The following is a 25,375-nucleotide window of genomic DNA, read 5'->3' on the forward strand; positions in this document are numbered from 1 at the left end:
ACGTAGGAGGAGCGAAGATGTCTACATATATCTCTACGTAGACGTGGCCTCAGCTGGGTGAGTAGAGCCAGGGCTGCTTGAGGTCGAAGAACGTGGGCGGGCCGGAGGACAGCGACTGCATCTCGTCCATCTGCGCCTGCAGCTCCGGTGGCGGCGTCTTCTGCTCGCCCTCGCGGGCCTCGGCCTCGCTGGTGAAGTACATGGCCATCGTGTAGTCGCCCTCGCCGTACATCGCGGCCACACTGCCGATGACGTCGGGCCGGAAGTCCGCCCACAGCTCCGAGTCCTGGCCCATCAGCTCGCGAGCACGCTCCGGGTTGTTGCCCGCACCCTGCATGACCTGCACGAAGCCGGCCGCGTCGGGCTCGCCCTGGACGTCGACCACTACGTCGTCGCTGTCGTGGAAGCTGGCGTCACCGCTGAGCACCGACGAGAACTCGTGCCACCACTTGTCCTGAGCGGGTGATTCGCTGTTCCGGCGGGCGGCTTCGGCGGACTCGAACCGCGCCAGCGCGATGAACCGCCCGTCCTCGGTGACACCGGCGGTGGTCCCCAGCCAGCCGGTCGCCTCGGGTGCCAGTTCCTCCACCCACCGGTCGAGCGCGGCGTGCGCCTGAGCTGCGTCTGTTACCTGTCCCTGAATGACCTGAACGAACATGGTGACCCTCCCCGTCTCTCAAGCCGTTGGTCGGCACCTCGACGTTACGCCCGGCTCCCCGCCCCGTCGATGCCCGCAAGATTCACGGCGGTACGGCGGGCGCGCGCGAGCATCAGCACGCTGGCGAGGACCCCGGTCGCGCCGAGTGTGATCAGCCGGGCGTCGGTTTTCCACAGGCCGAAGGCCAGCCAGCAGGACAGTTCGCCGAACACCAGCGCCCAGGTCAGCTGCGAGATCCCGGTCGGGTGAGCGGTCCGGTACGCCGTCCAGAGCGAGGGCGCGACCTGGACGATCGAGGCGGCGGCGAGCAGCGTACCCAGGCCGACCCGACCGCCGACCACACCGGCGATGACGAGCAGGCCGGCCCATCCGCCGATCCAGCCGACTGCACGTCGGTTCAGGGCGCCACGTCGTACCAGCATCACCGCGACCGTGCCGGCCAGCAGGCTCGCGGCGGTCGACGGCAGACTCGCGGTCCAGTAGCCCGACAGCATGAAGTACACGAACCAGGCCGCGTTGTTGAGGCTGGTCAGCGTCGCCCAGGACCAGGACACCCCGGCTGTGTCGCCGGTCGCGCGCAGCTTGACGATCTGCGGCAGGTACTGCGGGATGCCGAAGACGGCGGCGGCGATGGGCAGAAGGTCGAGCATGTCGCAAAATTACGTCTGATCCGGCGACGATATCGTGCTAATTCATGCTCGATCGACGCCCACAGCGATAGGATTCCTTCTATGGATGCGATCGATCGCAAGATCCTTGCGGTGCTGCAGGCCGAGGGGCGGCTGACGGTGACGGAACTGGCCCAGCGGGTCGGGCTGAGTGCGGCGCCGTGTCATCGAAGGATGCGGGAGCTGGAGCGGTCCGGGGTGATCGGTGGATATCGGGCCGTGCTCGATCCGGCCGTGGTGGGTCGCGGGTTCGAGGTGCTGGTCGCGGTGACGATGGATCGGGAGGAATCGGTCGCCGCGTTCGAGGCCGGCCTGGCCGAGATCGAGGACGTGGTGCACGCGGAGCGGCTGTTCGGTGAGCCGGACTACCTGATCCGGGTGGCGACCGCGGACATTGCCGCGTTCCAGAAGTTGCGGGACGAGAAGCTCGCCCGGCTGCCGGGGGTGCAGCGGATGACGTCCACCATCGTGATGATGCGGGTGGTGGACAACCGGCCGTTGCCGACGTGAACGCTGTGGAAACCGATCGGCTCAAACCTCGCTTATCCACAGATTTCTGGGAATTCTCGCCGGAGATCGTGGAGAAGCCGGGGACAACCTGGGGACAAATCGCCGGAAAGCTGTGCACAGCTGGGGATACGGGTGTGGATAACTTCACGCCTGTGATTCCCGGCGCCTGCGGTCGCCAAGCTGCCCGCCGTGCAGGCGAACCAGGTGTTCGGTTGGAACCCGGAGACGTCGACCAGCTGGGCCCAGTTCGCGCCCGCGCTGCGGCAGTTGACCACGGACCTGAGCCGGGTGCGCCCGATCACCGGCTGAGGCCTTGGCACAGTCGCCCCGCTGAGGCCAGCGGGGCTCAGCGGCGGACTAGATCCACTGGGTGGAGACGACGAAGCCGACGGCGATCAGGCCCATGCCGATCAGCAGGTTCCAGTTGCCCAGGTCGTTCATCACCGGGATGTCCTGGCCGGCCACGTAGAAGACGACCAGCCAGGCGAGTCCGAGCAGCCAGCAGGCCAGCATCAGCGGCGCCACCCAGACGCGGCTGGTGGTGCGCGGCTTCTTCGGCGTCTTCTCCGCCTTGACCTTGTCGGTCTTCTTCTTGTTGCGACTGCTCGACTCGGGCACGACTGAACTCCTTGTAAGGACGCATAAGCTGAGCGCTGAGGCGCCGGACGGTGTCTGTTCTGGGTCCGGTCCCGGGTTAGCGTAGTGCAGAGAGCAACATGGAGATCACGGGTGCGTAGGTTGAGGCGTATTTCGCTGTGGCGAGCGGGGGCACCGCTGGCGCTGTTGTGCGCCGGTCTGCTGTTCGCGACCAGCGCCACCAACGCCCGGGGCACCGACCTGCGCCCTAGCCGCAACACTACGCTCGCCGGGCTGGTGGAGGAACAGAGCCGCCGTAGCGCGAGCCTGGTCCGTCAGCACGCGGCGCTGACCCAGGACATCGAGAAGCTGCAGGCGCAACAAGGCTCGATCGACCCGAAGCTGTCCGACCAGCTCAAGGAACTGTCCGATCAGGTCGGCACGACGCCCGTCACCGGTCCAGGACTGACCGTCACCCTGAAGGACGCGCCGCGTGAGGTGGTCAAGGACAACCCGGATGTCGACGCCGACTGGTTGGTGATCCACCAGCAGGACATCCAGGCCGTGGTGAACGCGCTCTGGGCCGGCGGCGCTGACGCGCTCTCGATCCAGAACCACCGAGTCATCTCCACCACCGGGATCAAGTGCGTCGGCAACTCCGTCGTCCTGCACGGTGTGCCGTACCTGCCGCCGTACAAGATCACCGCGATCGGGGACCGGCGGAAGCTGCAGAAGGCGCTGGACGACTCGCAGTACATCGAGAACCTGCAGGACTACGTGGTGAAGTTCCAGCTCGGGTACGAGGTGAAGAACGAGTCGTCGATCGCGATGCCGGCCTACGAGGGCACCCTCGATCTGCAGAGCGCGACCGTGCCGGGCTTCGAACGCACTCCTTCGGTCAGCCCGACGGCCAGCGGCCGGTAGGCCTAGCTGTCACAATGGACCGCATGCCGCGGATCCTTGTCGTCGACAACTACGACTCCTTCGTCTACAACCTGGTCCAGTACCTGCAGCAGTTGCAGGCCGAGACCACCGTGCTGCGCAACGACGAGGTCACCCCTGACCAGGTCACCGAGTACGACGGTGTCCTGCTCTCCCCCGGCCCCGGTACGCCGGAAGAGGCCGGCGCGTGTGTGGACATCATCAAGGAGACGGGCGGCCAGGTCCCGATCTTCGGCGTCTGCCTTGGCCTGCAGGCCATCGGCGTCGCGTACGGCGGGGTGGTCGGACGGGCCGACGAGCTGCTGCACGGCAAGACGAGCCAAGTCTTCCACGAGGGCGCCGGTGTGCTTGCCGGGTTGCCGTCGCCGTTCACCGCGACCCGGTACCACTCGCTGGCGATCGCCGAGGGCACCGTGCCCGACGAGCTGCAGGTGACGGCCCGGACCGAGGCCGGCGTGATCATGGCGGCCAGGCACCGCGACCTCCCGGTCGAGGGCGTCCAGTTCCACCCGGAGTCGGTGCTCACCGAGGGCGGCCACCGGATGCTCGCCAACTGGCTGGCGATGTGCGGCGACCCGGATGCCGTCGCCCGCTCGGTCGGTCTGGCTCCCGTCGTCAGCTGAACCAACGAAGAAGCCCCCCGCACTGGGCGGGTTCGTCGTTGGTCAGCCGCCGATGATCGGTGGCGTGGTCGGATCCTCCGGAGTCTCCGACGGCGTTGGACTCGGTGTGGTGCTCGGGGTGCTCTCCGGCAGGTCGTTGATGGTGAGCGTGATCAACGAGCCCTTGGGGGCCTTGGTGTTCGCCTTCACGCTCTGCTGGATCACGGTCTGGTCGACCGCGTTCGGGTCGGTGCCGGTCGCGTAGCCGACCTGGAAGCCGAGATCCTTCAGCTGCTTGGTCGCGTCGTCCTGCGGCACGGTGACGACGTTCGGAACCTCGATCATCTCCTTGCCGGAGGACACGGTCAGGGTGAACTCGGTGCCGGACGGGTACTGACCGGTCGGGTCCGGGCTGACAGCCAGCACGGTGCCGGCCTTCTCACCGCTGTCCTGTTCGACTGTCTTGTCCTTGACCTTGAAGTTCGCCGCGGTGCCCTCGAGAGCCTTCCGTGCCGAGGATTCGGACTTGCCGATCACGTCCGGCACCGGGAAGGCGCTGCGGCCCGCCGAGAACACCACGGTGACGGTCGAGTCCTTCTCGGCCTCGGTGTTCGGCTGCGGGGTCTGCGAGAGCGCCAGTCCGCGGCCGACCGTGTCACTCGGCTGGGACGGGCCCTGAGCGAACTTCAAGCCCTGCTCGGTCAGCAGGGCGGTCGCCTCGGCCACCGACTTGCCGCTCACGTCCGGCACCTGGACCTTCGCCGGCGGGGCCGCCGTGCCGCCGCCGTTGTCCTTGTTCATGCTCGTGAACAGGGCATAGGCGCCGACCGCCACGGCCACGATGGCCAGACCGAGCAGGAAGTAGGCGAGACCGCGGTTGCGGCGGGCCCTGGCTGCTTGGGCCTCGTCCAGATCGTCGCCGTCCGGCGGCAGCAGGTCGTCGGCAGCGGTCTGCCGGTAGGCCTGGGTCGCCGCGGCCGGGGCCACCGCCGGAATCGCGCGGGTCTCGCCGAACGCGGCCATCGGCGCGGTCACCTGCTGCCCGGCCAGCACCCGGTGGATGTCCTGCCGCATCTCGGCAGCGCTCTGGTACCGCTCCTCGCGGTTCTTCGCCAGCGCCTTGAGGACGACCGCGTCGACCTCCGGCGGGATGTCGGGGTCGAACGACGACGGCGGCAGCGCCTGCTCCCGGACGTGCTGATAGGCCACCGACACCGGCGACTCACCGACGAACGGCGGCCGGCCGGTCAGCAGTTCGTACAGCAGGCAGCCGGTCGAGTACAGGTCCGAGCGGGCGTCGACGGTCTCGCCGCGAGCCTGCTCCGGTGACAGGTACTGCGCCGTACCGATGACGGCCGCGGTCTGGGTCATCGTGGACGAGGTGTCGGCGACCGCGCGGGCGATGCCGAAGTCCATCACCTTGACCTGACCCTGCGGGGTCAGCATCACGTTCCCGGGCTTGATGTCGCGGTGCACGATGCCGGCCCGGTGGCTGTAGTCGAGTGCTTCGAGTACGCCGGAGGTGATCTCCAGCGCCCGCTCCGGCATGATCTTGCGGCCCTCGCGGATCAGGTCCCGCAGCGTCTTGCCGGTCACGAGTTCCATCACGATGTACGGAATGGTGATGCCGGAGCCGTTCGGGTCCGGCTCCTCGCCGGTGTCGTACACCGACACGATGGTCGGGTGGTTCAGAGAGGCAGCCGACTGGGCCTCCCGACGGAATCTGGCTTGGAAGGTCGCGTCGCTGGCCAGATCGACCCGCAGTCGCTTGATCGCGACGCTTCGGCCGAGCCGGTTGTCGACGCCCCTGCGCACATCGGCCATGCCGCCGCGGCCGAGCGGTTCGCCTTCTTCGTACCGGCCGCCGACGAGACGTGCCTGCGATGTCATGACTCTGCCTTCCAACCTGTCCGGAACACACTCAACTTGCCCACGGTAGCGGCCGCCACACGTGGATCCCCGTTGGAAAGACGCGCTGTCACGGCATCATTCCGTATCGTGGTCATTGGCCCAGCACCGCCTCCATCACCCGTTTGGCGATCGGTGCCGCCAGGGTGCCGCCGGCGATGTCGTTGCGCGGGATGTTCGCGTCCTCGATCATCACCGCCACCGCGACCTTCGGGTCGTCGGCCGGGGCGAATGCGGTGAACCAGGCGAACGGCGGCCGGTCCTTCGACGTCTGCGCCGTACCGGTCTTGCCGGCCACCTGGACATTGCTGATCCGGCCGGGCTTGCCGGTGCCGTTTTCCACCACGTCGACCATCATCGTGGTGAGCTCAGCCGCGACATCCGGCGTGACCGCCTGGTGCAGCGACTCCGGCTTGGTCTCCGACACCGTCTTCAGGTCCGCGGTCTTCACGTTCTGCACCAGGTAGGGCTTCATCACGTCGCCCTTGTTCGCGATCCCGGCCGCCACCATCGCCATCTGCAGCGGGGTGGCCCGCACGTCGAACTGGCCGATCGCGGACTGCGCGGTCTGCGGCTGGTTCGGGTCACCCGGGAACTGGCTGGCAACCGCGCCCAGCTCGGGCAGGTGCCGCTCGCCGAAGCCGAACTTGGCGGACTGCTCGGCCAGCGCGTCCGCGCCCAGCTCCATGCCGATGGCGCCGAACGCGGTGTTGCAGGAGTTGCGCAGCGCGACCGTCAGCGTCGCGTTGTCGCTGCCGCCGCAGTTCTGGAGGTTCTCGTTGCGCAACGGTTCGGTGGTCTGCGGCAGCGGCAGCTCGGCCGGCGAGCGCACCTTGGTCTCTGGCGTGAACTTGCCACTGGACAGGGCTGCGGCGGCAGTGACCAGCTTGAACGTCGAGCCCGGCGGGTAGAGCTCCTTGACCGCCCGGTTCGACATCGGCTTGCTCTCGGCCTCGTTCAGCCTCTTCCACGCTGCGCTGACGTCCTCGAGGTTGTGCGAGGCGAGCTGGTTCGGGTCGTACGACGGCCGGCTCACGAGCGCGAGCACCCGGCCGGTCTTCGGCTCGATCGCCACCACCGCGCCGGTCTTGCCGGCCAGTCCGGCGTACGCCGCCTGCTGCGCCGCGGCGTTCAGCGTCAGCGTCACGCTGGCGCCCTGCTGGCGGCGGTTGGTGATCACGTCGATCACCCGGCGGAAGGCCATCGACGGGTCGGACCCGTTCAGCTCGGCGTTCTGGGTCAGCTCGATGCCGGCCCGGCCGTACAGGTAGGAGTAGTACCCGGTCACTGGTGCGTAGACCGGACCGGACGCGTACGTGCGCTGGAACTGGAACCGGTCGTTCGACGGCTTGCTCTGCGCGATCGGCGTACTGCCGATCAGGATCGGGCCGCGGTCGACCGAGAACTGCGAGTCGCGCACTCGCCGGTTGTCGTTGCGCGCGTTCAGGTCGCCGGCCCGGAAGGCCTGCAGGTACGTCGCGTTCGCCATCAGCGCGAGCATCAGGATGATCGCCGCCATCGCCAGTCGCCGGATCGCTGAGTTCACTGCTTCTGCACCGCCATCGCGATCGTTTCGTCGGACACTGGAGCGGCCGGGGTCTGCGGCCGGCGCGCCTGGTCACTGATCCGCAGCAGCAGCGCGATGATCGCCCAGTTCGCGACCAGCGACGTACCGCCCAGCGCCATGAACGGGGTGGCCAGACCGGTCAGTGGGATCAGACCGGTGACACCGCCGACGATGACGAACACCTGCAGCGCGAACGACATGGCCAGACCGGTCGCGACCAGCTTGCCGAAGATGTCCCGGCAACCGAGCGCGGTTCGCAGGCCGCGCTCCACGATCAGCGTGTAGATCAGGATGATCGCCATCAGCCCGGTCAGGCCGAGCTCCTCGCCGAACGAGGAGATGATGAAGTCGCTCTGGCCGTAGAAGCCGAGCAGTTCGGGGCGGCCCTGGCCCAGGCCGCGGCCGAGCACACCGCCCCAGGCCTGGCCCATCAGGGCGGTGGCGACCTGGCCGCCGACCTCGTTGAACGGGTGCAGCCAGTCGTCCACCCGCTTCTGCACATGGCCGAAGGTCTGGGACGCGAAGAACGCGCCGCCGGCGAACAGCAGGCCACCGATGATCAGCCAGCCGGCCCGCTCGGTGGACACGTACAGCAGGATCAGGAACAGGCCGAAGAACAGCAGCGACGAGCCAAGGTCCTTCTCGAAGACCAGCACGCCCAGGCTGACCGCCCAGGCGATCAGGATCGGGCCGAGGTCGCGGGCCCGGGGCAGGTCGAGACCGAGGAAGCGGTGCCCGGCCAGGGTCAGCACGTCCCGTTTGACCACCAGGTAGCCGGCGAAGAAGATCACCAGACAGAGCTTCGCGAACTCACCGGGCTGGAACGACATCCCGAGGAACCGGACCCAGATCTGCGCGCCGTTGATGTCCACACCGAGACCCGGGATGAGCGGCAGCACCAGCAGGATCAGACCGGCCAGTCCCGCGGTGTAGGTCAGCGCCTGCAGCCGCCGGTGGTCGCGGATCAGCACGATGACGGCCAGGAACAAGACGACGCCGACCGCGGTCCAGGTGATCTGCTGCGGCGCGGCGGCTGCCCGCGGCTCCCGTCCGGCCGCCTCCGCGGCCGCGGCCAGGCCGAGGTCGACCCGGTGGATCATCGCCACACCGAGCCCGTTGAGTACGACGGCGCACGGCAGCAGCACCGGATCGGCGTACGGCGCGCGGTAGCGCAGCGCGAAGTGGGCGATCAGCGCGAGCAGCCCGATGCCGGCGGCGTAGTACCCGGTACTGGCCGGGACCTTGTCCTGGACGGTGATGCCGATGTTCACGTACGCGCCGACCGAGACGATGATCGCGATGATGAGCAGCAGCAACTCCACCCCACGCCGGCTGCGCGGGATGATCTGGATGACGGATGTCGACGCGATACTCATCGGACGCCGTCACAGTCGTCGGGGTTGACCGTCCCGGTGGTCGGCGTGGTGGACGGTGTCGTGGCCGGCGGCTTGACCGTGACCGTCGGTGCAGGAACCGTCGTACTGGGCTTCGGCGTACTCGGCTTCGGCGTGGGACTCGGGGTCGGCTTCGCCTTGGCGGCGCACTCGTCGGCGGTGCGCTGCAACTCGCTCACGATTGTCCGCGCGCCGGGGAGGTCGTCGGCCTGGATGTTGTTCTCCACCTGCTCGCGGCTGTACGTCGGCAGCTTGTCCACCTGCAGGTTCTGCTTCTCGTACACGCTCGACAGCGTCAGGCCGGGGATGTCCCCTTCCACCCCCTTGAAGATCGCCACGTAGTCGCCGTCGGTGCCGACGTAGTACTGGTTCTGTGTCCACCTGTACGCGAACCAGCCCACGCCACCGATCAGGCCGAGGATGACGACCAGTACGGCGATCCGCCGCAACCACGGGAAACGCTTGGGCGGCCGCGGGGCGTACCGCAGCTCCTCCGGATCGAGGACCGCGCCGCCGGCACCGCCACCGCTGCCATGACCGGGTACGACGACTGTCGGCTCGCCGCGACCTGTCCCGCCCTGCGCCAGCTCAGCGGCCGCGCCGACGAGCTGCGCGTTGGACCCGCTCGACGGCTGCGTCTCGACCACGTCCGCGACGACGCACGTGACGTTATCGTTCGACCCGGCTTCCAGGGCGTGCGTGATGAGCTCCACCACCACGGAGTCCGGCGTACCGTCGGCCATCGAGGCCGCGATCACCTCGTCACTCACGTAGTCGGGCAGGCCGTCACTGCACAGCATCAGCCGGTCGCCGGCGCGGACGTCGAGGATCTCCAGGTCCGGATCGGAGTCCGGCCGGCCGTCGAGCACGCGCAGGATCAGATTGCGGTGCGGGTGGGTGAAGGCCTCCTCCTTGGAGATCCGGCCCTCGTCCACCAGCGACTGCACAAAAGTGTGGTCGTGGCTCAACTGGTACAGCAGCCCGTCGCGCATCCGGTACGCACGGGAGTCGCCCAGGTGGGCCAGTCCGAGTTGTTGCCCGTCGAACATCAGCGCGGTGACGGTCGAACCCATCCCCTCGCGCTCCGGGTCCTCCTCGACCAGTTCGGACAGCCGCTCGTTCGCCCGGTGCACCGCACCGGCCAGCGCCTCGATCATGTCCTCGCCGCTGATCCCCGACTTGTCCAGCTTCCGGATCACCTGGACCGCGGCCGCACTGGCCACCTCACCGGCCGCCGCGCCGCCCATTCCGTCGGCGAGCAGCAGGAGGTGCGGACCGGCGTACGCCGAGTCCTCGTTGTTGCGGCGCACCCGTCCGACGTCGGACAGTGCGGCATAGTCGAGCGACAGGGTCATTGAGGCAGGCCTACTTCGCGATGTTCAGCGTCGTCCGGCCGATCCGGATCGATCCGCCGATCTCGGCCGGCACCGGGCGGGTCACCCGCTGGCCGTCCAGGTACGTGCCGTTGGTGGAGCCGAGGTCCTCGACCCACCACTGGCCCTCGGAGAGGAACAGCCGGGAGTGCCGGGTGGAAGAGTAGTCGTCGTCCAGCCGGATCTGGCAGTCCGAGCCGCGGCCGATGATCACCGGTTGGTCCACCAGGGTGGCACCGACCCCGGCCTGGGGCCCGTCCGCGATCGTCACCGACCCGGGCAGGCCCTTGCGCTTCTTCACCGGCTTGACCGGTTTCGGCGTCCGGCTGTTCTGGGGTACGACGGCGGCCGCCGCACGACTGTCGACCTTCGCACCGAACAGGTCGGACCTGATCACGGAGAGCACCGCGAGGACGAACATCCACAACAGGGCTAGGAACCCCAGTTTGATCAGGGTCAGGGTCAGTTCCGACATGGACGGTCAGTCACCACCCGCTGCTCGGCGGCTGGGCGATCGGCTCGTCCGCCAGACGCAGCGTCATCGTCGTGTTCCCGATCCGCACGGTCGAGCCGTCGACCAGCTCGGCCTCGGTGCTCCGCCGTCCGTTCACCAGCGTCCCGTTGGTGGAACCCAGGTCGACCAGGACCACCCGGACACCGCCAGGACCCTCTGGCATCAGCCGGATCTCCGCATGCCGCCGGGACACACCCGGGTCGTTGATCTGGATGTCCGCGTCGGTACCGCGGCCGAGCACGACACCCGGGGGGTTGACCGGCCGGCGGCGGCCGTTCACCTCGAGCATCACCTGCGGGTGGCCGCGGCGCGGAGGCTGTTGCTGGGGCGGCGGTGGGGCGCTCTGCATCACTGTCTGGCCGTCGTTCGGCGGCACGTAGGGCTCCTGCTGGTAGGGCTGGGGCTGCGGACGGGGCCGTTGGGTCCCGACCGTGGCACTGACCACACGGAACTTACCCGTCGGCAGGTCGTCCTGCCGGGTCAGCGCGATCTCGATCGGACCGGAGAACGTGTACCGCTGGATGTCGGCATGGTCACGCAACTCGTTCGCCAGTTCGTGGTTCAGGGTCTGGCCGTAGGCGTCCAGGCGCTCGAAGTCGCCTGGCCCGAGTTCGATGGTGAAGTGATTCGGCACCAGCCGGCGGTCCCTGGACAGGATCCGCGCGGTGTTGTCGATCTCACGCTTGAGCGCCGCCGCCAGCTCGATCGGCTCGACGTCGCCCTTGAACGCACGCGCGAAGACACCGCTCACAATGCCCTCCAGACGTCGCTCGAAGCGCTGCAGCGGTCGCACGCCTCCTCCTCCACGGTCCGGTCGCCGGTTGGTGCCAACGATCCTGCTTGCCGTCCGGCGCCCTCAGCAGGCACGCCGTACGTCGTCCGCCGGTCGTGGGCGGACACACCGGGTACGACGATCGATCGTATCGGGAGGTTCGACCCAACCCGCAATGTGAACGTTCCGTAGGACCCGTGCTACTGTTCCTTCTCGGTTGCAGAAGACACTGTCAGATGCGATCAAGCGCGCGGGTGGCGGAATAGGCAGACGCGCACGGTTCAGGTCCGTGTGCCCGAAAGGGCGTGGGGGTTCAACTCCCCCCTCGCGCACAACAAGTCCCGGTCGACGACCGGGACTTTTTGCATTCCGAGCGTTGCCTCCGGTGTGGCGACTGTCACCCGGTCAGCGGGTGGTACGCCGGGTTCCGGGTGGGACCGAGCTTGTGTTCGTGGCGTTGGGGCGTTCTGTCGGCACGGGCTGAGACTGTAGGGCGATGACGGGGATTCGGATTGCTATTGCTCAGCCCACCATCACGGCGGACGCTCGGGCGAACGGGAAGACGGTTCGTTCGCTGATGCGGAAGGCAGCCGGCGGGCGGGCTCGGCTGGTGCAGTTCCCCGAGGGCCTGCTGAGCGGGTACGCGAAGGAGCAGATCGCCGACTGGTCGGACGTTGACTGGGACGCGGTCTGCGACGAGCTCGAGCAGATCATGGCGCTGGCCGCGGAGCTGAAGCTCTGGGTCGTGCTCGGCTCGGCGCATCCGCTGACGCCGCCGCACCGGCCGCACAACAGTCTGTACGTCATCTCCGACGCCGGCGAGCTCGTCGACCGGTACGACAAGCGGTTCTTGTCGAACACCGAGCTCAACCACTTCTACTCGCCCGGTTTCGACCCGGTCGTATTCGACGTCGACGGCTACCGGTTCGGCTGCGTGATCTGTGTCGAGATCAACTTCCCGCACCTGTTCAGTCAGTACGAGCGGCTCGGCGTCGAGTGCCTGCTGCTGTCGGCGTACCCGGTCGACGCGGTCTTCGAGGTGAAGGCCCGCGCGCACGCCGCGATCAACTGCTACTGGGTCGCCATGTCGCTGCCCGCCCAGACCGTGGACCTGATGCCGTCCGGTCTGATCACCCCGGACGGCACCTACGCCGCCCAACTCGCCGGCAAGTCCGAGCTCACCATCACCACCATCGACCGCGACGACCCGGCCCTGAAGGTCCCCCTCGCCCACGCCCGGCCCTGGCGCGCCACCGCTCTCAAAGGCGATATCTACCGCACCCGAGCCGTCGCCGACCCCCGCTCCAGCGACCGCACCACGCTCTGATCGCTCTCCGTAGGGCCTGCCGTCGATCCGGATCGAGAACTTCCGCGACGGCATGGAGGACCACAACCTGCTCGCGGCACTCCGGCAGGCCGTCGACCACGCGCCACCGGGTAGCGACCCGCGCATCATCGCCCACGCCGAGGACCTGCTGACCTCCCGGCAGGTTGTCACGAACCAGAGGAACTACGTCCGCGAACCGGCTGCCTACCAGGCGTGGCGCGGTCAGGTCGGCCGGGCGCTCGAACGGCTGACGTAGCCCGGTCGGGGGACAGCCGAGGTCGGCCGCTGGATTGACGACGAGGTCAGCACCGGATGACAGAGTTGGCATCCAAGGGTGTGACCTGGAAGGAAGCCGGCGGTATGGAGAGTGCGGCGTTCGAACTGGACGGTTTGACCAAGGTCTTCGGGTCGGAGACGGCGGTTGACGATCTGAGTCTTGCGGTGCCGAAGGGGTCGTTCTTCGGGATGCTGGGACCCAACGGGGCCGGGAAGACGACCTCGTTGTCGATGGCGGTCGGGCTGCTGCGGCCGGACGCGGGTACGGCGAGGATCTTCGGGGTGGACGTGTGGGCCGATCCCACCCGGGCGAAGGCGTTGGTCGGCGTACTGCCGGACGGGCTCGGGATGCCTGAGCGGTTGACCGGGCGCGAGGTGCTCACCTATCTCGGGCTGCTGCGCGGTCTGCCGGCGGACGAGGTCGAGCGGCGTACGACGGAACTGCTCGAAGTGCTCGAGCTCGATCACGAGGACGGGAAGCAGGTGATCGGGTACTCGACCGGGATGCGGAAGAAGCTCGGCTTGGCTGTCGCGTTGCTGCACGCGCCGCGGCTGCTGGTGCTGGACGAACCGTTCGAGGCGGTCGATCCCGTGTCGGCGGCAACGATCCGGACCATCCTGAACAGGTTCATCGCCGGCGGCGGCTCGGTGGTGATGTCGAGTCACGTGATGGCGCTGGTCGAGCAGTTGTGTGACCGGGTGGCGGTCATCGCGCACGGGAAGGTTGTTGCCTCGGGCACCGTTTCCGAGGTGCAGGCGGGCGGCACCCTGGAGGACGCGTTCGTGTCGCTGGTCGGTGCCTCGACCCGTGGCGCGGAAGGGTTGTCATGGCTGTCGGCCTGACCTACGCCACCTCGCAGACGCTGGTCCGGATGCGGCTGGCCGCGTTCCGGCACGCGCTGAAGGACCAGAACCGGCTGAGCTGGATCGGCACCGGCGCGTTCGCCGGCGTGGTGCTCGCCGGCGGGACGATCTGGGTGGCCGCCAAGGGCGATCTGGATGTGCTCGTCGTCGCTCTGGCGGTCTGGATGCTCGGCTGGATCGTCGGCCCGATGTTCGCCGGTGGCGGTGACGAGACGCTCAAGCCGGAGTACTTCAGCATGCTCCCGCTCACTCCCCGCACACTCTCTGCCGGACTTCTCACCGCCGCACTGGCCGGTGTCGCGCCAATCATCAGTCTGCTGGCGCTGCTGAGCCTCGTAGTCCTCGGCACTCAGCTGTCCGTCGCCGCGACCCTGATCGCCTTACCTGCTGTGGTTCTGCAGCTCCTGTGCTTCGTGCTGGCGTCCAGGCTCGCTGTTGCGGTGTACGGCGTACTCCTGCAGGTGCGGTCCGGCGCTGTACTCGCTGCAATCGTCAACGCGTTCATCCTGGCGTTCACTGCGCAGGGGTGGGCTCTGATCGTTGCCTTCGTGTCCACGGACGTGCAGGGCACCATGGCGAGCGGTGCACGTGTTGCGCCGTCCGGCTGGGGTCTGGTCGCAGTAGAGGCTGCTGGGCGTGGCGACTGGTTGCGGGTGCTCCTGGCCCTTGCAGGTCTTGCAGTACTTGCTGTGGTGATGTTCGTCGGCTGGTCCGCTCTCCTGGTACGACGTACGACGGCCAGCCGCACCGGCCGCAAACCACGGCGGCTGCTGACTGCCACTGGTCCACGTGACGCGGCTGCAGCCAAGGAGATCCGGTCCTGGACGCGTGACCTGCTCTACGGGCACCGTGCCGTGTTCGCGATCAGCTACGGCCTCTTCTTCTGCCTGATGCCGCTCGCTATCGGCTGGAAGGGCATGCTGCCGTGGGCCGGTCCGGCCGCTCTGGTGATGGCCGGGTCGATGGCGTCCAACCTGTACGGCTCGGACGGTACGGCGCTCTGGACGACCCTCATGACTCCTGGCTCGGCCGGGCCGGATGTCAGAGCTCGGCAGCGCGCGTTCCTGCTGGTGTTCGGGCCGCCGACCCTGCTGATCACTCTCCTCCTCACCTGGTGGTCGGGCTCCTCGAGTGCGTGGCCGCTCGTGCTGAGCGTGCTGCCGGCGCTTCTGGGCGGTGCGGCCGGTCTGGTCGTCGCCTGCTCGGTGTTCGCGGCTGTGCCGACGACGGACGCGCACAAGCGGTCCGGCAACCCGCTCAACTCAGGTGAGAACGAGAGCGAGACCATGGGCATCGTCTGGGTGATGCTCATCCTGGTGTCGCTCACGGCCGGCCCAGCACTCGGGGCAGCCCTGGCCTGGTCCTGGTGGGGCGTCGCGGTCGGCGTGGCATCCGGCGTACTGGCGTGGTGGTACCTCGGCCGACTAGCAGCCGTCCGCCTGGACCAGCGCGGCCCGGAGCTACTCACCCTCCTCAGGCACGGCCGCTCCACCACCGAGCAGGCCAAGAAGGCTGCCGTTCTCGACCAGCTCCCCCGCTGGCGCCGTACCCTCGCCAACTACTGCCTAGGCTTCGGCGCCATCCCCCTCTTCCCCCAAGCCGTAGTCCCCGCCGTCTTCATCCTCACCAACAACACCGACACCAAGTCCTGGTTCCTGGCCCTCCACCTGGAACCCCAATGGCACTGGCCCGTCATCATCGCCATGGCCGTACTAGGCCTGTCCATGTACACCTACGGAGGCCTCACCTACCTCAACGCCAAGAAGAAGGTCGCGGCCAGCTCGACTTGACGCATGCCGATATGGGCATATGATTGCGGTCATGGCACGAGCAGCGACGACGTCGGACGTCTTCAACGCGATCGCCGAGCCGCAGCGCCGGGAGATCCTGGTGCTGCTGCGGGCGGGTGAGCGGCCGGTGACCGAGTTGGCCCAGGAGCTGGGGATGACCCAACCGGGGGCGTCCAAACACCTGCGGGTGCTCCGGGAGGTCGGGCTGGTGCGGGACCGCAAGGCAGGCAAGCAGCGCCTGTACGGCCTTGACGCCCGCGGGCTGCGGCCGGTCCACGAGTGGACCGGCGGGTTCGAGCGGTTCTGGAACGAGAGTTTCGACCGGCTGGACACCTACGTGCAGGACCTCAAGCAGACACGGCAGGAGGACTGACCGATGACAGGAGCAAGGCAAGAAGCGCGGGCGGAGCCGGCGACGGCTGACCGCGAGATCGTGATCTCCCGGGTCATCAGTGCCCCACGGGAGCTGGTGTTCGAGGCGTTCACCGAAGTCCGGCACCTGTCGCGATGGTGGGGACCGGAGGGGTTCACCACCACCACGTGGTCCTTCGAGTTCCGCGTCGGCGGGGAGTGGGATTTCGTGCTGCACGGGCCGGACGGGACGGACTATCAGGAGTGGATCTCCTGGACCGAGATCGCCCCGCCGGAGCGGATCGCGCTGCTGCACGGTGAATCCCGCGACGACCCGAACGCCTTCGAGTCGGTCCTGACGTTCGCGCCCGACGGTACGGCGACCCGGATCGAGATGCGCACGGTGTTCCCCACCAAGGAACTGCGCGACGAGGCGGTCGAGAAGTACCACGCGATCGAGGGCGGCCGGCAGACCCTGAGCAACCTGGCTGCCTACGTCACCGAGATCTCTCGGTTGGGAGCGGAGGACTGATGGCCGGAAAGGTGTTCTTCGGCGTGTCGATGTCGCTGGACGGCTACATCGCGCCCGAATCCCTCGGGGACTTGATGGGGCAGCAGTGGATGGAACTGCAGGCATGGGTCTTCCCGCTGCGGTTCTTCCGGGAGAACCTGAAGCTCGGCGAGGGCGGCGAGGAAGGGCGTGACAACGACATCGCGCGGGAGACGTTCGAGCGCACCGGCGCTAGCGTGATGGGCAAGCGCATGTTCGACGCCGGCGAGCAGATGTGGCCGGAGGAGGCGCCGTTCCACACGCCGGTCTTCGTCGTGACGCACGAGAAGCGGGACCCCTGGGAGCGGCCGGGTGGGACCACGTTCCACTTCGTCAACGACGGCATCGAGACCGCGCTCGACCAGGCCCGCGAGGCCGCCGGCGACCGGGACGTCCGCATCGCGGGCGGCGGCGCAACGATCCTGGAATACGTGAACGCCGGCCTGATCGACGAGTTCACGATCGCGCTGTCGCCAGTGCTGTTCGGCTCCGGAATCCGCCTGTTCGAGGGCGTGGACGCGGGCCGCGTGGCCCTGGAGCCAGTCCGCGCGGAGTCCTCCCCGAGGGTGACGCACCTGACCTACGCCGTCCGGGAGCGGTAGGCGCACGGCGGACGCGAAGGAACCCCAGGCACTTGACGCATCAACGCCAAGGTCACGGCCAGATGGACGTGATCCATTCGGGGTGGTCGATGAAGGGGTTTCGGTTGTGTTGGTAGGTGGTGTAGATGACTTCGTTGCGGCGTTTTTCGAAGGTGTCGGGTGGGTCGGCGGCGGCCCAGGCCTTCAGGACGGAGAGTTTGCCGATGTAGGGGGCGCTGCCGTTGTTGACCGAGTTGTTGGGCTCGAGGTTGGCGAAGCCGTCGTCACCTTCGTAGCGGACGGCCATGTAGAGGATCATCCGGGCGACGTCACCGCGGACGGCGGCACGCGGGGCGAAGGAGTCGGAGTCGACGGTGCAGCCGGAGCATTCGGAGACGGCTGAGCCGCCGTTGTCGAAGTCGAGGTTGCCGCGGGCCGCGTTCACCGAGACGTCCTCCGGGCGGAGGTGGTGGATGTCGGTGCCGGGGCCGGTCGCCGTACCGAAGTCGCCGTGGGACTTGGCCCAGACGTGCTCGCGGTTCCAGTCGTTCGGGTCGCCGCCGTTGGTGCTCTTGCTCTGGGACCGGCCGGAGTACAGCAGGATGACGTTGTTCGTGTTCGCCGGGTCCTGGTCAGTGTCCTTGAGCGCGTTCCACACCTGGTCGTAGCTGAGCTTGGTCTGGTCCGAGATGATCGTGTGCAGCGCCGCCTTCAGGGCAGAACCGGTCTTGCCCTCGGTCCCGGCGTAGTAATCACCCGGATCAGGCCCCGGATCCGACGAACCGCCGCCGCTGAACGCCGTCGTGTTCGTCAGCCCGGCGTGCGAGAAGTACGCGCCCAGCGTGCCGGTCACGGTGATCTTCTGCCCGACCAGTCCAGGGTTGCTCCGCAGCCCGTACGACGACCTGAACGCCGACGTGATCTGGACGTACAGCATGGACGACGTACTGGTCTGCGACGCCGAGTCCGCCAGTGCGAGCGCGTAGTCGTTCGGGAAGTTGCTCCGTACAACGGTGCTGGTGGCGGTCGGCTGACCGACCACGTAACCCGAGACCGTCGCGGTGGACCCGTCCTGCCGGCCGATCGCCGTACTCACGGAGATGGGGGTGGCCGCCGACGTCGGCGTCACGCCGAAGCCGAGCAGCGTGAGGACGACGCTGACGATCAGTACGGGCCGGAATGCGCGGGAACGAAGCACGGCATCTCCCAGGGGCGGTTGGGGACCACTGCGTCGGGGTCAGTCTGCCCCGCCGAACGGGCCACCGAACATCCGCGCGGGAAACGAGGCGGGAAACGAGGAGTGAAGAGTTGAGTCGGTGGGGCGGGGAGCGTGTGAGTGACGCTCGCCGCCCCACCTAGGTGTATGGGCCCCCATCAGGCCGCGACGAGCTGCCGCGGGCTGCTCTGCCCATCCACCAGTGAGGCGCTACTGGCGGGCAGCACCTCACCGACAAGGGGAGGGATCAGCCCCTCCGAAGCGGTGGCGTGGTGCGGACGCCGTTAACGGACCGTACTCAGTCCGGCACGCGTTGTCCACAGGTCCGAGCAGCCGTCTCACCCTACTGACGGGTCACTGAACAAGCAGCGGCCACCCTCTTGACAGCACCGGCCCTGCAGCGATCAACGAACCAGTTGCGCCAGTACGGCGGCCGCCACCGCCGCATCGGCCGCACCGATCCCGGTCAGATCGGCCACCGAGCGACGACCCCGCTCCATCCCGTCCCGCAGTACGGCGCCGATCGCAAGGTCCACGTCATCGGCCACGACCCCGGCCCGTACGGCGTTGCCGAAGTCACCGTGGTCGAGGCACTGCTCGTGATCGTCGGTCGCGACCACAGCCCCGGCGAACACCTCGACCGGAAGCTCGCCCTTCCCGGGCATATCGGTACCGATCCCGGTCACGTGCACAGCCGACCGGAACGCCGCGGACGGCAAGGCTTCCCGAGCGGCCGTCGTCGCGATCACACATTTCGCGCCGGCCAGCGCATCGGGCCGCGCATCGAGGCCGTCCGCCGCCAACGCCGCACAGAGTCCGTCCACAGCCGATGGTCGTCGGCCCCACACCTTGACCCGACGCAGCGGTCGCAACTCCCGCAACCACTGCACCTGCATCAGCGCCTGCTCACCAGTCCCGAGTACGGCGACCTCGTCCACGTCGACCGGTGTCATCGCGTCGGTGATCAGCGCCCCCGCGGCCGCCGTACGCCAGGCCGTCAGCTTGCCCTCGTCGGCGAGCACTGCGGCCGGAGTGCCGTTGGTTGCGTCGACGACGAGCATCAGCCCGTTGTTGACCGACGCGAACGTGCTGGCGACCTTGACCACGAAGTACGGCGATCCCTCGACGTACCCGGCCTTCACGTGGCAGTCACCGGCGTGGGCCGGGAAGTCGAGCACCATCGGCGCCGGGACCGACGTACGACCCTCGGCGTGGGCGATCAGCGCGTGGCGGACCGCAGTGAAGACGAGCGACGGTGTGGCGACTCGGCTGATCTCCGCGAGCCCGATGACAGGCAGCGTCATCGGCGCTTCTCCAGCCAGTCGGACCACGCGGCCAGCGCCTCCGACGGGTCGCGACGACCGACGCCGACGCGGAAGCGGTCGGTCGGGGTCTCGGTCAGCGCGGAGCTGTAGATGCTCGACGGCAGCAGCAGTACGCCGGCCTGTTCGACGAGCTCGCTGCACATCGTCTCGACCCCGTCGGCGCCGAGGTAGCGCGGGAAGCAGACGCAGCCTCCATCGGGCGGCGTGAACTCGAACAGGTCCGGATAGCGCGCGAAGAAGTCGGTGAAGACCGGCAGGTTCTCCGCGACGATCCGGCGGTTCCGGTCGAGCAGGTGCTCCCGGGCGCGCAGGGCGATCAGCGCCAGCACCTCGCTCGTCGCGGAGTTGCAGATGGTCGTGTAGTGCTTGGCGCGTTCCAGCTTGTCGAGGACGTCACGATCCCGGCAGACGATCCAGCCGATCCGCAGTCCCGGCAGGCCGTACGCCTTCGACATCACGTTGAGGGACAGCACCGTACCGGAGAGATCTGTTGCTTGTGGCAACGGTGAGCGGGTCAGCTCCAGGCCGCGGTAGACCTCGTCACTGAACAGGGTGATGCCACGGTCGTCGCAGAGCTGCACCAACGCCTGCCAGGCTTCAGGAGTGGGCACCGCGCCGGTCGGGTTGTTCGGGAAGTTGACCGACACCATCCGGGTGTTGGGCCGCAGTGCGCGTTCCACGGCGTCGACGTCGAGCGCCCAACCGGAGTCGGCCTGCAGTGCGACCCCGGTGACCTCGCACACGGCCAGTGGGACCGTCTCGGCCGCCTGGTAGTTCGGGGTCAGTACGACGAGGTGGTCGGTGGGCTCGAGGAGGGTCCGCATGGCGAGGTAGATCGCCTCTTCGGCACCGGCGAAGCACAGGACGTCGTCCGCGGAGGCGTTCGTGTAGGTCGCCGCGATCTCCTCCCGCAGCGCCGGCAGTCCACGGGTCTCGGTGTAGCCGAGTGCCAGCGACTCCCAGCGCTCCCGACCGTCGTCGTCGGCCAACGCGAGCAGTTCGCTCAAGCTGTGTGTCTGCGCGTCCGATGCAGTCAGGTGGTAGCGGGCGCTGAACTCCCACTGCGCGAAGTACGTCTCCAACCGGAAGTCAGGCAGGGTCGGCATGAGACTCCTTTCGGGCTTCTCCGAGATGCTGGTAGAGGGCGGACCGGGAGATCCGCAGCGCCCGCGCGACCGCCGGCACGGACCGCCGCTGGCTCAGCACACCCGCAGCGTCCAGCCTGCCGAGCAGTTCCACCCGGTCCTCCCGGCTCAGCCGCTCGACCGTGACACCGCGCTCGCGGACGTACTCGGCGACGTTCTCATTGAGGGTCTCGAGCCAGTCGCGCTCGAACAGCACGCGCGGCTGCCCGGCCGCCGGCGCGGCGAAGGCAGCCAGCAGGCGACTCGCTTCCTCGAAGGCGGTCCGGTCCACGTTCACGCAGAAGACGTACGCCGGCTGGCCGTCGTCGTCCCGGACCACCGCGCTGATACTCGACAGCCGCCGACCGTCCGACAGGACCTTCGGGTGCGGCCCGTACACATCCGGACCACTGGTGGACAGTTCGTCCAGCTCACCGAGGAGCGAGGGTTCGCCCGGCTCGCGGCCGGACAGCGGGTTCCAGATCGCGACGACCTCGTCGGTCGTCGGATCGTGCAGGACGACCTCGGCGTGCGGCGACAGCAACCGGGCCAGCGCGTCACCGATCGGTGCCAGCTGTTCGGGCTTCATACCTGGACAATATGTCCACAGTGGACGTGATGTCTATACGGTGACGGTGGAGCCGAACGCCGTCGCAGCTGATCCACGCGACTGACAACGAGTGGTGGCGCGATTGCGCCATGTCGCAGCTACGGCAGCTGTGGACAGCGCGGATCGGGGTGCCGGGATTGCAGACTCGGTCGGAAGAGGTGCGCCTGCCCCCAGCCTCTAAGGAGATCAATGTCCCCCCACCGGATCACCGCCGCCACCCTTGCGGCGATGCTGACCCTCGGCGCGGTCTCGGCGACCCCGGCCGCCGCCGCACCGCCACCGACACCCGCCGGGACCGCCGGCGTCACCAGTACCGCGGTCACCCTGATCACCGGCGACGTCGTCGAGGTGACCGACGCGGGTGCCGGGAAGAAGGCGGCTACCGTCCGCCCGGCCGCTGGACGCGAGCGCGTCACCTTCCACACCATCGAGGTCGACGGCGGACTGCGAGTCCTGCCGAGCGACGCCGTACCGTACATCTCCACCGGCGTGCTGGACGCCGACCTGTTCGACGTCGAGGAGCTCGTTGCCGACGGGTATGGCGACTCCGCCGCCAAGCAGCTCCCGCTGATCGTCAAGTACGACCATGGCCTGCGAGGCTCGCAGGAGTTGGCCGGTACGACGACCACGCGTGAGCTGAACTCGATCGGCGGCAAGGCCGTGGACGCGGCCAAGGACCAGCTGCCCGAGCTGTGGAAGTCGCTGAAGCCGGCCGTCGGCGCTCGGGCGCTGAACAGCGGCGTCAGCAAGATCTGGCTCGACGGCAAGGTGCGCGCGGTGCTGGACAAGAGCGTCCCGCAGATCGGCGCGCCGTCCGCGTGGCAGGCCGGCTATGAGGGTTCCGGCGTCAAGGTCGCCGTACTGGACACCGGTGTCGACGCCGAGCACCCGGACCTCGTCGGCAAGGTCAAGGAAGCCCGGGACTTCTCCGGCAGTGCGACCGGGCCGGAGGACCACTTCGGTCACGGCACGCACGTCGCCGCCACGATCGCCGGCACCGGAGCGGGCGCCGGTGGCACCCGGAAGGGTGTCGCGCCGAAGGCCGACCTGCTCGTCGGCAAGGTGCTCGCCGACGACGGGTGGGGCTACGACTCCTGGATCATCGCCGGGATGGAGTGGGCCGCCGCCGACGGGGCCAAGGTGATCAACATGAGCCTCGGCGGTGGAGCGACCGACGGGACCGACCCGCTCAGCCAGGCCGTCAACGACATCACCGCCCAGACCGGCACGCTGTTCGTCGTCTCGGCCGGCAACGAGGGCCGGGACGAGTCGGTCGGTACGCCAGGCGCAGCGGCGTCCGCGCTGACCGTGGCAGCCGTGGACCGGAACGACGCGCTGGCGGACTTCTCCAGCCGCGGACCGCGGCTTGGCGACGCCGGCCTCAAGCCGGAGATCTCCGCGCCCGGCGTGGACATCGTCGCCGCGCGGGCGGCCGGTACCGCTATGGGCGGGCCGGTGGACGACCTCTACACGGCAGCCTCGGGTACGTCGATGGCCGCGCCGCACGTGGCCGGAGCGGCTGCCCTGCTCGCGCAGCAGCACCCGGACTGGAAGGCCGACCAGCTGAAGAACGCTCTGGTCAGTACCGCCAAGACCCAGCCGAACCAGTCCGTCTACGCACACGGCGCCGGCCGGGTGGACCTCAGCCGCGCGGTCTCGCAGAAGGTGTTCGCGACCGGTGTCGCGGACTTCGGCCTGCAGACCTCGACCGACGCGAGCAGCCGGACCATCACCTACCGGAACGAGTCGGACGCCCCGGTCACGCTGACCCTGTCCGTTGCTGTCACCAACCTTGACAACGCCAAGCCGGAGACCGACGCGTTCGGTGTCCCGGCCAGTGTCACGGTCCCGGCCAACGACACCGTCGACGTACCGGTGAACCTGGCCGCGGCGAACCTCGATCGTGGTCTGCACAGCGGATGGATCGTTGCCACCGGCACCGATGGCGTTGTCACCCACACCGCGGTCGGCGCGCTCCGGCAGGGCCTGAAGCACAAGATCACGCTGCGCGGCGTCGGTCTGGACGGCCGGCCGACGGCGGTCCCGGTCGTCTCGCTGTTCGGCGACAACTCGCGCTCCGACGTCCTCGCCTGGATCCCGGACGGCGAGAGCATCACGGCCGAGGTCGAGGAGGGCACCTACCTGCTGCACGGGCTGGTCGACAACAGCAACCCGCAGGACGAGCAGGCCACGCTGTTCACCGACCCGAACATCGTCGTCAGCAAGGACACCGAGGTCGTCATCGATGCCCGCAAGGCGGCTCCGATCACCATCGAGACACCGAAGCCGTCGGAGCAGCAGGCGGTGCTTAGCTACTACGTGCACCGGGTGTACGGAAACGGCCGGTCCATCAGCCACGGTGTGATGCACTTCAGCACGGTCAAGCAGGTCAACGTCACAGCGACCAAGCCGGTGCAGGACGGCTCCTTCGAGTTCTCCTCCCGCTGGCAACTGGTCGCGCCGATGGTCCAGGCCGCGGTCCAAGGTGTCACAGGGCCGCTGGACATCAACCTGCTGCACCGGTCGCCGTCGTACGAGGGCAAGAAGCGGTTCCCGCTCGTGTACGCCGACTCCTCGCTGAAGGGTGTGACGGGCGCGCTGGCCGTGCTCGACTCGAGTGAGGACGGCTGGGGGAACGGCAGTGAGCAGGACCAGATCGCCGCAGCCGCTCAGGCGGGCGCCAAGGCCGTGATCCTGGTCCGGCCGGCGGACTGGTCGGCGTGGACCGTGTGGCGGCCGACCGGCGACCGGGAGCCGATCCCGGCGATGGTCACCACCGATGCGGACGGTAAGAAGCTGATCGACCGGGCCAAGCGCGGCAACGCCACGATCGACCTGACACTCACGACGTCGAGCCCGTACCTGTACGACGTCAACCAGGTCTCGACCGGGTACATCCCGGCGAAGATCAACTACACGGTGACGCCGGCGAACAGCGCGCGGATCACCACCCGGTACGCCGACAACGGTGGGTTCAACTGGGCCAAGGAGCAGCGGTTCGGCTGGCGGCCGTGGCAGGAGTACTCCTGGAACGACTCGCAGCGGTTCGTCGAGACGCCGAAGGTGCGCGAGGAGTGGGTGACCTCGGGTGACTCGCTCTGGCAGCACCGGGTGCACCACCTCTACACCTGGGACGTCATGATGCCGCTCCAGGGCGGGATGACCTCGGTGCCGCGCAGCTACAAGAGCGGTCCGTCGTCGGAGACCTGGTTCGGTCCGGTCGTCCGCCCGGCGGCCGCACCCGGTGTGCTGTCGAGCCGTACCGGTGACCGGTTGTCGCTGCGGATCCCGTCGTTCGTGGACGCTGCCGGGCACTACACGGTCGGCGAGACCACCAAGGCCTCTGCGGTGCTGTCGCGCAACGGACAGGTCGTCGCCGAACTGCCGGATGCGTGGGAGGACGTGATGACGTCCAGCGACGACGCGGCGTACAAGCTGGACCTCTCCACCGAGCGCATCGACTCCCAAGGCGAGTGGAACTGGGCTACGCGGACGCAGACCTCGTGGGAGTTCCGGTCGAAGAACGCACCGGTGGACAAGCCGGCTCCGCTATCGCTGCTGCAGGTCGGCTACACGGTTCCGACCGACCTCACCGGTCGTGTCGCCGCCAGCACTCATGTGGTCGGCTTCAACGTCCAGCAGCAGGTCGGTGCGGCTCGCTCGACCACGCTGCAGGCCTGGGCGTCGTACGACGAGGGCAAGAGCTGGAAGAAGCTCGCCGTAGTAGGTGCCCTCGGCCACTACCTGGCGGTGGTCCCGTCCGCGCACGACACCGTGTCGCTGAAGGTGCGTGCGACTGACAACACCGGTGCCGCGGTGACGCAGACCGTGATCCGCGCGTACGGCGTGAAGTAGCAGACCGAGCTGGGGCGGCGGG

General features: G+C 68.3%; 24 protein-coding genes and 1 tRNA gene. 12 read left to right on the plus strand and 13 right to left on the minus strand.

Going from position 1 to position 25,375, the window contains the following annotated elements:
- Window positions 1-49: 49 nt before the first annotated feature.
- Complete coding sequence (locus EV652_RS24770) at window positions 50-658, minus strand: hypothetical protein (protein WP_132211588.1); 609 nt, start codon at window positions 656-658, stop codon at window positions 50-52.
- A gap of 44 nt (window positions 659-702) precedes the next feature.
- Window positions 703-1,308 (minus strand): PQ-loop domain-containing transporter, encoded by a 606-nt coding sequence (locus EV652_RS24775; RefSeq protein ID WP_132211589.1) that lies wholly within the window; start codon window positions 1,306-1,308, stop codon window positions 703-705.
- Window positions 1,309-1,389: 81 nt separating this feature from the next.
- Here EV652_RS24775 and EV652_RS24780 point away from each other — a divergent pair, with 81 nt between their 5' ends.
- Window positions 1,390-1,836, plus strand: coding sequence for an Lrp/AsnC family transcriptional regulator (locus EV652_RS24780; RefSeq protein ID WP_132211590.1), 447 nt, complete (start codon window positions 1,390-1,392; stop codon window positions 1,834-1,836).
- Window positions 1,837-2,193: 357 nt separating this feature from the next.
- Here EV652_RS24780 and EV652_RS24785 read toward each other — a convergent pair whose 3' ends face one another.
- A complete protein-coding gene (locus tag EV652_RS24785) occupies window positions 2,194-2,454 on the minus strand; it encodes a cell division protein CrgA (RefSeq protein WP_132211591.1) in 261 nt (86 codons plus the stop codon).
- Between the two features lie 111 nt (window positions 2,455-2,565).
- On the opposite strand from EV652_RS24785, the gene EV652_RS24790 reads away from it, so the two are divergent.
- Both EV652_RS24790 and EV652_RS24795 read left to right on the plus strand, forming a co-directional pair.
- Complete coding sequence (locus EV652_RS24790; protein ID WP_132211592.1) at window positions 2,566-3,336, plus strand: DUF881 domain-containing protein; 771 nt, start codon at window positions 2,566-2,568, stop codon at window positions 3,334-3,336.
- Window positions 3,337-3,359: 23 nt separating this feature from the next.
- Complete coding sequence (locus tag EV652_RS24795; RefSeq protein WP_132211593.1) at window positions 3,360-3,977, plus strand: aminodeoxychorismate/anthranilate synthase component II; 618 nt, start codon at window positions 3,360-3,362, stop codon at window positions 3,975-3,977.
- Between the two features lie 42 nt (window positions 3,978-4,019).
- Here the strand turns inward: EV652_RS24795 and pknB are convergent, their stop codons facing one another.
- From pknB to EV652_RS24825, 6 genes are all read right to left on the minus strand, one after another.
- Window positions 4,020-5,846: a Stk1 family PASTA domain-containing Ser/Thr kinase gene (pknB, locus tag EV652_RS24800; protein WP_132211594.1), complete on the minus strand. Its 1,827-nt coding sequence runs from the start codon at window positions 5,844-5,846 to the stop codon at window positions 4,020-4,022.
- 112 nt (window positions 5,847-5,958) lie between these two features.
- A complete protein-coding gene (locus EV652_RS24805) occupies window positions 5,959-7,410 on the minus strand; it encodes a peptidoglycan D,D-transpeptidase FtsI family protein (RefSeq protein ID WP_132211595.1) in 1,452 nt (483 codons plus the stop codon).
- The gene (locus EV652_RS24810; RefSeq protein ID WP_132211596.1) at window positions 7,407-8,807 is read right to left on the minus strand and encodes an FtsW/RodA/SpoVE family cell cycle protein; all 1,401 of its coding nucleotides are present in this window, start codon (window positions 8,805-8,807) and stop codon (window positions 7,407-7,409) included. Before EV652_RS24810 ends, EV652_RS24805 begins: the two co-directional genes overlap by 4 nt.
- Entirely contained in the window at window positions 8,804-10,180 is a 1,377-nt protein-coding gene (locus EV652_RS24815) for a PP2C family protein-serine/threonine phosphatase (RefSeq protein ID WP_132211597.1), read from the minus strand. The genes EV652_RS24810 and EV652_RS24815 overlap by 4 nt, the downstream gene beginning before the upstream one ends.
- 10 nt (window positions 10,181-10,190) lie before the next feature.
- Window positions 10,191-10,673 carry an FHA domain-containing protein FhaB/FipA gene (locus EV652_RS24820; protein ID WP_132211598.1) on the minus strand — a complete coding sequence of 161 codons (483 nt, stop codon included), beginning with the start codon at window positions 10,671-10,673 and terminating at the stop codon, window positions 10,191-10,193.
- A gap of 10 nt (window positions 10,674-10,683) precedes the next feature.
- Window positions 10,684-11,505 (minus strand): FHA domain-containing protein, encoded by an 822-nt coding sequence (locus EV652_RS24825; RefSeq protein WP_132211599.1) that lies wholly within the window; start codon window positions 11,503-11,505, stop codon window positions 10,684-10,686.
- Window positions 11,506-11,732: 227 nt separating this feature from the next.
- Between EV652_RS24825 and EV652_RS24830 the strand changes: the two genes are divergently transcribed.
- The 8 genes from EV652_RS24830 (at window position 11,733) to EV652_RS24865 (ending at window position 17,244) form a co-directional block, all read left to right on the plus strand.
- A tRNA-Leu gene (locus tag EV652_RS24830) sits at window positions 11,733-11,816 on the plus strand.
- 164 nt (window positions 11,817-11,980) lie between these two features.
- Window positions 11,981-12,811: a carbon-nitrogen hydrolase family protein gene (locus tag EV652_RS24835; protein WP_132211600.1), complete on the plus strand. Its 831-nt coding sequence runs from the start codon at window positions 11,981-11,983 to the stop codon at window positions 12,809-12,811.
- A 52-nt stretch (window positions 12,812-12,863) separates the two neighbouring features.
- Window positions 12,864-13,067 (plus strand): hypothetical protein, encoded by a 204-nt coding sequence (locus tag EV652_RS24840; RefSeq protein ID WP_132211601.1) that lies wholly within the window; start codon window positions 12,864-12,866, stop codon window positions 13,065-13,067.
- Window positions 13,068-13,123: 56 nt separating this feature from the next.
- Window positions 13,124-13,930, plus strand: a complete 807-nt coding sequence (locus tag EV652_RS24845) for an ABC transporter ATP-binding protein (protein WP_242001974.1) — start codon at window positions 13,124-13,126, stop codon at window positions 13,928-13,930.
- Window positions 13,915-15,741 carry a hypothetical protein gene (locus tag EV652_RS24850; RefSeq protein WP_132211602.1) on the plus strand — a complete coding sequence of 609 codons (1,827 nt, stop codon included), beginning with the start codon at window positions 13,915-13,917 and terminating at the stop codon, window positions 15,739-15,741. Before EV652_RS24845 ends, EV652_RS24850 begins: the two co-directional genes overlap by 16 nt.
- Before the next feature lie 31 nt (window positions 15,742-15,772).
- Entirely contained in the window at window positions 15,773-16,114 is a 342-nt protein-coding gene (locus EV652_RS24855) for an ArsR/SmtB family transcription factor (protein ID WP_132211603.1), read from the plus strand.
- 3 nt (window positions 16,115-16,117) lie between these two features.
- Window positions 16,118-16,624, plus strand: coding sequence for an SRPBCC family protein (locus tag EV652_RS24860; protein WP_132211604.1), 507 nt, complete (start codon window positions 16,118-16,120; stop codon window positions 16,622-16,624).
- On the plus strand, window positions 16,624-17,244 hold the full coding sequence (locus EV652_RS24865; RefSeq protein ID WP_132211605.1) for a dihydrofolate reductase family protein: 621 nt from the start codon (window positions 16,624-16,626) through the stop codon (window positions 17,242-17,244). Before EV652_RS24860 ends, EV652_RS24865 begins: the two co-directional genes overlap by 1 nt.
- A 52-nt stretch (window positions 17,245-17,296) precedes the next feature.
- On the opposite strand, the gene EV652_RS24870 is transcribed toward EV652_RS24865, so the two are convergent.
- From EV652_RS24870 to EV652_RS24885, 4 genes are all read right to left on the minus strand, one after another.
- Window positions 17,297-18,421, minus strand: coding sequence for an endonuclease (locus EV652_RS24870; RefSeq protein WP_242001975.1), 1,125 nt, complete (start codon window positions 18,419-18,421; stop codon window positions 17,297-17,299).
- A gap of 422 nt (window positions 18,422-18,843) precedes the next feature.
- Window positions 18,844-19,743, minus strand: a complete 900-nt coding sequence (locus EV652_RS24875) for an ornithine cyclodeaminase family protein (protein WP_132211607.1) — start codon at window positions 19,741-19,743, stop codon at window positions 18,844-18,846.
- Window positions 19,740-20,870: an aminotransferase class I/II-fold pyridoxal phosphate-dependent enzyme gene (locus EV652_RS24880; RefSeq protein WP_132211608.1), complete on the minus strand. Its 1,131-nt coding sequence runs from the start codon at window positions 20,868-20,870 to the stop codon at window positions 19,740-19,742. Before EV652_RS24880 ends, EV652_RS24875 begins: the two co-directional genes overlap by 4 nt.
- On the minus strand, window positions 20,854-21,477 hold the full coding sequence (locus tag EV652_RS24885) for a helix-turn-helix transcriptional regulator (RefSeq protein WP_132211609.1): 624 nt from the start codon (window positions 21,475-21,477) through the stop codon (window positions 20,854-20,856). The genes EV652_RS24880 and EV652_RS24885 overlap by 17 nt, the downstream gene beginning before the upstream one ends.
- 210 nt (window positions 21,478-21,687) lie before the next feature.
- Between EV652_RS24885 and EV652_RS24890 the strand changes: the two genes are divergently transcribed.
- Complete coding sequence (locus tag EV652_RS24890) at window positions 21,688-25,353, plus strand: S8 family serine peptidase (RefSeq protein WP_132211610.1); 3,666 nt, start codon at window positions 21,688-21,690, stop codon at window positions 25,351-25,353.
- Window positions 25,354-25,375 lie beyond the last annotated feature (22 nt).

Origin of the sequence: Kribbella steppae (assembly GCF_004342025.1) — a bacterium.
Taxonomy (GTDB): Bacteria; Actinomycetota; Actinomycetes; order Propionibacteriales; family Kribbellaceae; genus Kribbella; species Kribbella steppae.